We start from the raw sequence: 8,939 nt of genomic DNA on the forward strand, positions 1-8,939 counted from the left end.
TAAAAAAATAAAACATACGCCTGATGACAGCTCAATCATTCTGGGTTGCAACTTCATGGCAGCATTTACCTCCACCAGACGGCCTGACAGGCGGATTGCGGCGGCAGGAAACGCCCTAAAGTACAAAATCTGCGGCTGGCCTCACAGTTTTCGCGACTCTGCAGGAGAATATCGAGAGGCTGGGCCATACTGAAAATAGCAGAGCATAAACCTTACTCTTCATGGCGATTAAAAGGGAGGAATATGCAGGCAATACACCACGTAGAAAAGTTTCATCCAAAAGATTTTGATTTTATTGCATTAAGTCTGGCCCAGATGAACTCACAAGGGCGGAAAGTGGACGTTGAACAGGTCACCGGCAGTATGAATGATGCATGTAAATCCCGGTTCCTCGACAGCTACCGCTACCATCTCAATCTATTTGTCGAAAAATCACCAAGTTGACACAACAGGCCGGATAGCATAATCCGGCCTGTTCATTATTGTGTTCCGGCAACATCTCTGTGAAGGCAGATAACACCCCCAGATGGGGTTCACGACTTTGCAGAAAAAGTATTTTTCCACCCTGCTCCTCATTACCAGTAAGAGACGTTGTCAGTCGCTGATGCACGTATCGGTGTATACCCCTGCAAATCACATATCTTTTTTCCGCATGCTGGTTCCCCGGTCAGCAGACTTATCTATGGTGATAAAAATTACTAATGAGACATGCGAAATAAAAAATTAATTTTATGACTTAAATTCGCTGTATTCGGGCATCACCTAAAACCCCTGAAATGTTATCAAATGGTTAAATAATATGATTTAAAACCACCATTAATTAACATTTTATTTTGTCTTCCCCCATCAATCCCTCATGATTTAACACAAAATCAACATAAAAAATCATGAATTTTAACATTAATGTGCATAACTCACAATTACGTAATCCTGACTTCCTGAGCTATTCCCTTTACCGGTAATCTTTCCATGACATCCACCCCCTACAGTTCAGAAAGGCAAAAATATGAAACTTAAAATTGCATTGCTTAGCGTAGCTATGTCTTCAGCATATATTTTTTCCGGTTCAGTATTCGCAGCAGAGAAATATGAAATTGCCTTGGTTGCAAAAGTCAATGGTATCCCATGGTTTAACCGGATGGGGGTTGGCGTAAAGGAAGCTGCCGATAAACTCAATGTTAATGCCTATCAGACAGGGCCAGCAACCCCGGATCCGGCTCAACAAGTTAAAGTCATTGAGGACCTTATTGCTAAAAATGTTAATGCAATTATCGTTGTACCAAATGATGCAACGGTTCTGGAGCCTGTATTAAAAAAAGCCCGGGATAAAGGTATTGTTGTGTTGTCTCATGAGTCCCCTGATAAGCAGATAGCTCAATGGGATGTGGAAACTATTGATAGCGAAAAATATGCTCAGGCCAATATAGATGAACTTGCAAAAGATATGGGTGGAAAAGGTGGATATGTGATTTACGTTGGTTCACTGACTGTACCAGGGGTTTGAGGGCCAATGGAACGAAAACGTACGCTAAGAAGGTAATTCATTGTTTAAATTGAAATTTAATGCTCTCAGTTCCCCCCTTCAAAATATCCTCCGGTAGCGTGAACGTATAATGCCCCAGCATATTGATATGTCCGTGCATCAGTGGGGATAACCTGGCGATATCTTCACCACCGGTTTCCTCTCCATTACTGCGCATCCAGCTCAGGGCTTCCTGCATATAAAGTGTGTTCCACAGCACCACTGCGTTAGTGGCCAGGCCCAGAGCACCCAGTTGATCTTCCTGACCTTCACGATAGCGCTTTCTGATCTCACCGCGCTGCCCGTAGCAGATCGCCCTCGCCACAGCATGGCGGCCTTCTCCCCGGTTTAACTGCGTCAGGATCCGCCGACGATAATCTTCATCATCAATATAATTTAGAAGGTACAGCGTCTTGTTGACGCGCCCCACTTCCATGATCGCCTGTGCCAGTCCTGATGGACGCGAGCTTTTCAGCAAAGAGCGAATGAGTTCTGAAGCATGAATGGTGCCCAGTTTCAGCGAACCGGCGGTTCGCATCATCTCATCCCACTGATCCTCGGCTTTCGACAGATCGGCACAACCACGTGCCAGTTCGTCCAGTGCACCGTAATTTGCCGATTTATCCACCCGCCAGAATACCGCTTCACCGGCATCGGCAAGCCGGGGGGAAAACTGGTATCCCAGCAGCCAGAAGAGGCCAAAAATAATGTCGCTGGTACCGGCTGTGTCCGTCATGATCTCAACCGGATTCAGCCCTGTCTGCTGCTCCAGAAGGCCTTCCAGCACAAAAATGGAATCTCGTAATGTGCCGGGGACAACAATGCCGTGGAATCCAGAGTACTGATCAGAGACGAAGTTGTACCAGGTGATACCACGTCCGGAACCAAAATATTTTCTGTTAGGCCCTGAATTGACGTTTTTCACCGGCGTGACAAAGCGCATGCCGTCAGCTGAGGCCACTTCGCCACCACCCCAGCGGCCAGCAAGCTCCAGTGTGGACTGAAAATCAACCAGACGGGCATTGGCGCTGACCAGCGTTTCCGCCCGGAGGTAATTCTGTTTCACCCAACTGAGCCGGTGGCGCGTCAGCGCCGGTATGTTGTGCTTTATCAGCGGTTCCAGTCCGATATTGCAGGCCTCTGCCATCAGGACCGCCCACAGGCTGATGTGCAGATCCTGCGCCCGGGCCCCGGATTCACTGACATGCGTAAACTCACGTGTAAATCCCGTTCTGGCATCTATTTCAAGCAACAGTTCCGTCAAATCTACTGGCGGGAGTAGCTGCCTTACCCGACTGTTGAGACGATGCAACGATGGTGGCTCCTCCAGTTTCTCCAGGCTGCTGATAGTCAGGGAAGGATGTTTACCGTCATAGCAAATATGAACCTCCGCATTTCCTTCAAAGCGGGATGCGACGGCTTTCCAGGTTTCATCCAGCTGGACCGCCAGCTGTTGCACGCCTTTATGTCCATCAGTGGGATGTCCCAGCGCCCGGCAAACGGGGACCCGCTGAGCCTGCCATTCTTCCCCCTGCAACAGCTTCTCGCGGGGATTTCCCCAGCGATCGCTGTTTTCGAGCCAGATGTCCCGTCGACGTAGTGCATCCTGAAGGCGCTCCAGCAGACAAAGAGAGTAACCGGCACGCTGTATCCGGCCCTCCGCATCGTATACCAGACGTTTCCAGGGGCCGGTAATAATATGTTCAGGCGCATCGTCCAGGATGCGCTGTTTCGAGCCGTTCAGTTCGGTGAGATAATGAATAGCGGACAGCGTATGTTCTCCGGCTGGCGCCGCCTGGAAATGCAGGTCGCGCAATACCGCCGGAAGAAAACGCTTTACCCGCCCGTACTGCTCCACCATTTCGTCATGGAAATTGTTGTTCTGAGGCCGGGCCAGCTCATTTACCTTACTGACGGATTCTGCCAGCCTGCTTTTCGGTATGCTGTTGAATATTGTCTCCCTCAGTTCAGCATCGTCAGCCTGCTCATCCAGCAACAATGAACATGCCCGCGCCAGTAGTAGCGCAGCACGGTCAAGATCTTTAAGCGTCCTGAGTCGCTTTTTCTGCCCCGTTTTCTTCGCCGCACGAGTGATATCCAGTATCAGCATATCGAGCACATCAACGGCTTCATCCAGCGCCGCAGTCTCCTGTGCTTTAACGAATGCGGTGAGTACGGCCAGTTTTCTCTGCTGTGGCATTCAAGCGATATATTTTACCGACGGCATGCCTGCGTAACGGGCCAGATTACGCAGTTGTATAGCAGGCAGACCGGTAAAATTCAGTCGGGAAAACTCCAGGTTTCGCAGCCGGATATACCGCTCCAGCGCTTCGGTAAATGCCGGGCCGCTGACGGTGACAGGTCCCTTTTTCAGTTGCTCCAGCGGTGAAATACGCTGCCCCTCAGGAATGTCCAGCAGCTCCGTCACGCGGGCGGTCTGCCAGCTGTCCGGCAACGCGGCCAGTTTCTTCCACAGTCGCTGATTTGCCCGTTCGCGTACTTCACTGACGAGACGCACAAGTGTGGTTGCTCCGGGCAGCAGGACCTTATTCTGAAGCAGCCACGCGGTGGCAAAATCAAACATCAGGCCGGGTCGCTCATTACTGAGCCATGCGCGGGTATACAGCAGGCGCTTCAGGCGGAAAGACCAGGGGAAATCGCCAAATTCATGGTAACCGTAATATTCCTTAATCAGCGCAGTATGCTCTCTGAGGGTAGTATCCCGTTCTGCGTAGCGGGAAAGGACTTCCGGACGGCGGATGTTAAGCTGTACCGCGACAAAATGCTGAACACCCGGCAGAACCCGGGTTAAATCTGTCAGAAAAGAGCCCAGAAAACGGGCGGTGGTGAGCTGAAGCGCAATTCCCAGCCGGTTATGCCTTCCCAGTCGCTGGTTAATGAAGGCAAGATCCCGCTCATCAAGATGAAAATAGCGCGCCAGCTGCACGTCATTGGGTTCTGCAACATAGCGACCATAATTCAGTTCCTGCTCCGTGGTCAGAAAATCGACGGGCATATCGGCCTCCCTGCCTGATGGTCATAAATTAACAATTTCGCAACCGTCCGAAATATTATAAATTATCGGACATACTAAAATGGTGTTGTTTATGTGTCTATTAAATAGATTTTTTGTTATAACAGACACCTGTTGTCCGATATTTGATTTAGGATACATTTTTATGCGCCTTTTTGGTTACGCACGGGTATCAACTAGTCAGCAGTCGCTCGATATTCAGATCAGGGCGCTCAAAGAAGCAGGTGTGAAAGCAAATCGTATCTTTACTGATAAGGCATCCGGCAGTTCAGTTGATCGTCCGGGGCTTGATCTGCTGCGCATGAAGGTGGAGGATGGTGACGCCATTCTGGTGAAGAAGCTCGACCGTCTTGGCCGTGACACTGCCGATATGATCCAGTTAATTAAAGCATTCGACGCTCAGGGCGTAGCTGTCCGGTTTATCGATGACGGAATCAGTACTGATGGTGACATGGGAAAAATGGTGGTCACTATTCTATCTGCTGTAGCTCAAGCCGAACGTCAAAGAATATTAGAACGAACAAATGAAGGTCGCCAAGAAGCAATGGCAAAGGGAGTTGTGTTCGGTAGAAAAAGAAAAATAAACAGAGGTGCGATATTAAATATGTGGAAACAAGGTTTAGGAGCCTCACACATATCAAAAACAATGAATATTGCTCGTTCAACAGTATATAAAGTAATAAATGAAAGCAACTAATATAAAAGGTTGAATATGGAATTTAATATTACTTCAAAGTCTAATCCGTTTGGCGATACAACAGCAGAAAATGATAAGAAAATGTTGAGCAGTGCTTTCATCGAAACTGCTGACTTTAGAACTTTAATTGAAACAGATGACCGAACTATTGTTGTAGGCAGACGAGGGACTGGTAAAAGTGCTTTATTCATTCAGCTAAATGAGCATTGGAAGAAAGATAAAAAAATATTAATCCTAAGTTTTTCACCAGACGACACTCAAATAATTGGCTTTAGATCAATGTTGAAGCCATTTACAGGCTCATTCAATTTAGCCAGGGCAGCCACAAGGTTATTATGGCGATATGCTATGTTAATGGAGATAGCATCATATATATCTTCTCATTATAAATTATCATCTCAAATTTCGACAGAAACATTGTTGAATGAGCATTTAAAGAAATGGAATGCTGCACAAGGTGATATTTTAAGAAAGTGTAGGATTGTAGCAAAAGAATATTTAGATGAAAACAATCCTGAAGAATCAATTGGTGACCTTCAATTTAATTTGAATATTTCAGAAATCGAAGGCAATATAGTTTCACTTCTTGAGCGCTCAGACAGGAAAATTGTCATATTGATGGATAAGCTAGATGAAGCATATGAACCGGATAATATAGGAATCGGAATCATAGCTGGTCTGGCATATGCCTCAATTGAATTAAATCAAAAAGCAAAATGCATTCGCCCAATCATTTTCTTAAGAGATAATATATTTAGATCGCTATCAAAGGAAGATCCTGACTACTCAAGAAATATAGAGGGGCAAGTCATAAGGCTGCATTGGGATTGGGCACAACTCTTAATGCTATCGGCTAAAAGAATGAAAGTGGCATTTAATCTAGATATTGAGAAAGATCAACGGGTTTGGGATAGGTGTACAGCCGATGACCTCAAAGGAAGGAGTGGTTTTAAACGATGCTTGCAATTTACCCTTTACCGCCCCAGAGATTTACTGTCATTGTTAAATGAAGCTTTTTTCTCCGCATTTAGAGAGAGTCGAGAAACCATTATTAACACTGATCTAGAATATGCAGCCAAGTCAATTTCCATGGCCAGGCTTGAAGACCTTTGGAAGGAGTACCAGAAGATCTTTCCTTCAATACAAGTTATAACTAGCGCATTCCGTAGTATTGAACCTGAATTAACAGTCTACACTTGCTTAAAAAAAATAGAAGCATCTTTCGAATCAATAGAAGAAAATGAAGACCCCAAAATAATCTCTGAAATACAATTACTAAAAGCTAGTGGAATCCTCCAAAGTTTGTATAGCGTAGGATTTGTGGGTATACGTGATAAAAACACTTCATCTTATTCATTTTGCCATGATGGACGAACCCCAGATAAAGGTTTTGAAAGCAGTGAAAAACTATTAATTCATCCATGTTATTGGCTTGGTTTGAATTTAAATCGCAACGCTCTTGCTCCAGAGGAAGCTGAGGAAATAAATGACGAATATGATATCAATGTTGTTTCCGATAATTCAGCCATTAGAAATAAAACAATAGGTCAAATAACCACTCATCTGGATCAAATACCGACAGGAAATGAAGGGGCTAATGAATTTGAGCAATGGTGCTTAGACGCACTAAGAATTGTATTTGCATCCCACCTGACAGATATAAAACCGCATCCAAACGGTAACGCGGTTCAGAGACGAGATATTATAGGTACCAATGGTGGAAAATCAGATTTTTGGAAGCGTGTATTAGAAGACTATAAAACAAGACAAGTTGTTTTTGATGCGAAAAATTTTGAAGAATTAGGCCCATCTGAGTACAGACAATTACAATCATATTTAACAGGTCCGTATGGAAAATTAGGATTTATTATTAATAGAGAAGAAAGTGAGGCATTGAAATCAGGGAGAGATTTGGATTGGACAAAAGAAATGTATCAATCTCATAATTCATTAATAATAAAATTACCTGCGAAATATATATCTAAATTGTTGCAAAAATTAAGAAATCCTGAGAAGCATGACGCTATAGATAGTCAGATGGGGAAACTTTTAACTCTATATGAAACATCATATATGGCTATTAAAAGTACTCAAAAGAAACGAAGAAAATAGCATCAGTTACATCATATGAGAGGGTTCCTGAAAAGGAATTTTCTCATATTTTATTATAAATCAATAATATATATCCTTAGCGTACGTTTTCGTTCCATTGGACCTCAAACCCCACATATAGCGTCACTGTCAGCTGGAAACACCGCTACATCTTGTGTTGCGGGGCCGCTGTGCGCCGGGGGCAGGAACGAAGATCCGGAAATACCGGTTTTCGGATCTGAGGCAACGAGAAAGGACACTGTTGATAGATGGACAATAATTATTTCAATTATTGAATATTATGCAAAAATGTAAGACGGCAATCTTTACATTAAAAGTAAAGCAAAAGAGATTTACAATCTCATGTAAAGCAGATAAGCTTTACATCTCCAACCGGTTAAGGAGCTTATGTATGGCTATGGTCAATGCCCGCATCGATGACGAGCTGAAAGCCCGGGTCGATGCAGTACTTCAGCGCAGGAATATAACGGTCACCCAGAATATGACAGATCTGTACCGTTATATTGATCAGCATGAGCAGTCACCCTTTTTGCCAGCCCCTCGGCCGCACACTGCCGGCGATGTTGTGGCAAAGTGCTGTTCTGATTTGATGAATATCCGCGATGCACTGCTGCTTATCCGCGGCCATGCGGAGCGCCAGGCTGGCACCGGGGAGATGGCTTCACTTTATCAGTTATTTACCCGTTCCCGCCTGGCGTTTGCCGATGGGCTGTGCTGGCTGCACAGTGCCCCGGCGTTGCCCTTCACAGTTGACCGGCTGCTGTTGCCCCTGGCTCAGGTTCAGGCGCAGATCGCAGAGTGTGATATTGCGCTGGGTGGCGGAAGCCGCGATGCTCTGGTGCTTTCTGATGATGCGTTAAGCAAGCTCGCAGCCAATTTTAACGAGCTCGATAAAGTGGTGATAAGCCTGTGTGAAAAGGTTGGGGTGCTCCGCCGGCTTCCGCCTGTAGTAACTGAAGAACAGCGCTTTGATGGGGAGTTCTGTACCGTCTTCACGAAAGATGTCAGCTTTCCGGGAAATGTTGAAGTCATTATCCACCTGCGTCCCGATCTGCTCCGCCTATTAACTCCTCACCTGAAAGAAGCGATTTGCTGCCCTCGAATTCCTGGATGGACTCCTGGTGTTGATATTAATAGCGGTTTTAACACATACATCCCAGCACCGGCGGATTATTTTCAGAAGATGGACTCCATTACAGCTGTTGCAATGGCACCGGCAGGAGGAGCGATGGGAGTATGCGGTCTTCTTTTTGTTCAGGGTGAAACAAGGATCCATTACTGGTCGGAGAAATCTGCTCAGGTCAACCCTGTCTCCCGCGACATGCTGTCAGAGGCAGTCTGCGTGAAAATCGAAAATCATATCCGAAACATTCTTCAGGGCTCTGACACTAAATGACCAACAGAAAAGCAATTCCTGACAAAGTTCAGGCTAAGATAATGGACAAAAGCGCGGCGCGGTGCGCTATCTGTTACAGCACGCGGATGAATACCGATGTGGTGTATCCCGTTCCTGGCTTCCAGAGTGCACACATTGACCAAAACGCCGCCAACTGCGCGGAGAATAATCTATACCG

The 8,939-nt window shown here is 45.8% G+C and carries 6 protein-coding genes and 2 pseudogenes; 7 read left to right on the forward strand and 1 reads right to left on the reverse strand.

Annotation, left to right across the window (positions count from 1 at the left end; all coding sequences use genetic code 11):
- The 3 genes and pseudogenes from ACOI7D_RS27300 to ACOI7D_RS27310 all read left to right on the forward strand — a co-directional run.
- The coding region (locus ACOI7D_RS27300) for a hypothetical protein (protein WP_204786921.1) at positions 1-193 on the forward strand (193 nt) is incomplete at its 5' end.
- Between the two features lie 50 nt (positions 194-243).
- Complete coding sequence (locus ACOI7D_RS27305) at positions 244-444, forward strand: hypothetical protein (RefSeq protein ID WP_022631502.1); 201 nt, start codon at positions 244-246, stop codon at positions 442-444.
- 562 nt (positions 445-1,006) lie between these two features.
- Positions 1,007-1,495 (forward strand): annotated as a pseudogene (locus ACOI7D_RS27310) (substrate-binding domain-containing protein); the annotation flags it as partial.
- 33 nt (positions 1,496-1,528) lie between these two features.
- Here ACOI7D_RS27310 and ACOI7D_RS27315 read toward each other — a convergent pair.
- Positions 1,529-4,538: pseudogene (locus ACOI7D_RS27315) on the reverse strand (Tn3 family transposase).
- Between the two features lie 163 nt (positions 4,539-4,701).
- On the opposite strand from ACOI7D_RS27315, the gene ACOI7D_RS27320 reads away from it, so the two are divergent.
- The 4 genes from ACOI7D_RS27320 to ACOI7D_RS27335 form a co-directional block, all read left to right on the forward strand.
- On the forward strand, positions 4,702-5,253 hold the full coding sequence (locus tag ACOI7D_RS27320; RefSeq protein WP_019706028.1) for a recombinase family protein: 552 nt from the start codon (positions 4,702-4,704) through the stop codon (positions 5,251-5,253).
- A gap of 15 nt (positions 5,254-5,268) precedes the next feature.
- On the forward strand, positions 5,269-7,365 hold the full coding sequence (locus ACOI7D_RS27325; protein WP_019706029.1) for a P-loop ATPase, Sll1717 family: 2,097 nt from the start codon (positions 5,269-5,271) through the stop codon (positions 7,363-7,365).
- A gap of 391 nt (positions 7,366-7,756) precedes the next feature.
- Complete coding sequence (locus ACOI7D_RS27330) at positions 7,757-8,761, forward strand: hypothetical protein (protein ID WP_019706030.1); 1,005 nt, start codon at positions 7,757-7,759, stop codon at positions 8,759-8,761.
- A partial coding sequence (locus ACOI7D_RS27335) for a hypothetical protein (protein WP_420668003.1) occupies positions 8,758-8,939 on the forward strand: 182 nt, incomplete at its 3' end. The genes ACOI7D_RS27330 and ACOI7D_RS27335, both read left to right, overlap by 4 nt.

This window comes from Klebsiella sp. C360 (genome assembly GCF_048822415.1).
Lineage (GTDB): Bacteria > Pseudomonadota > Gammaproteobacteria > Enterobacterales > Enterobacteriaceae > Klebsiella > Klebsiella quasipneumoniae.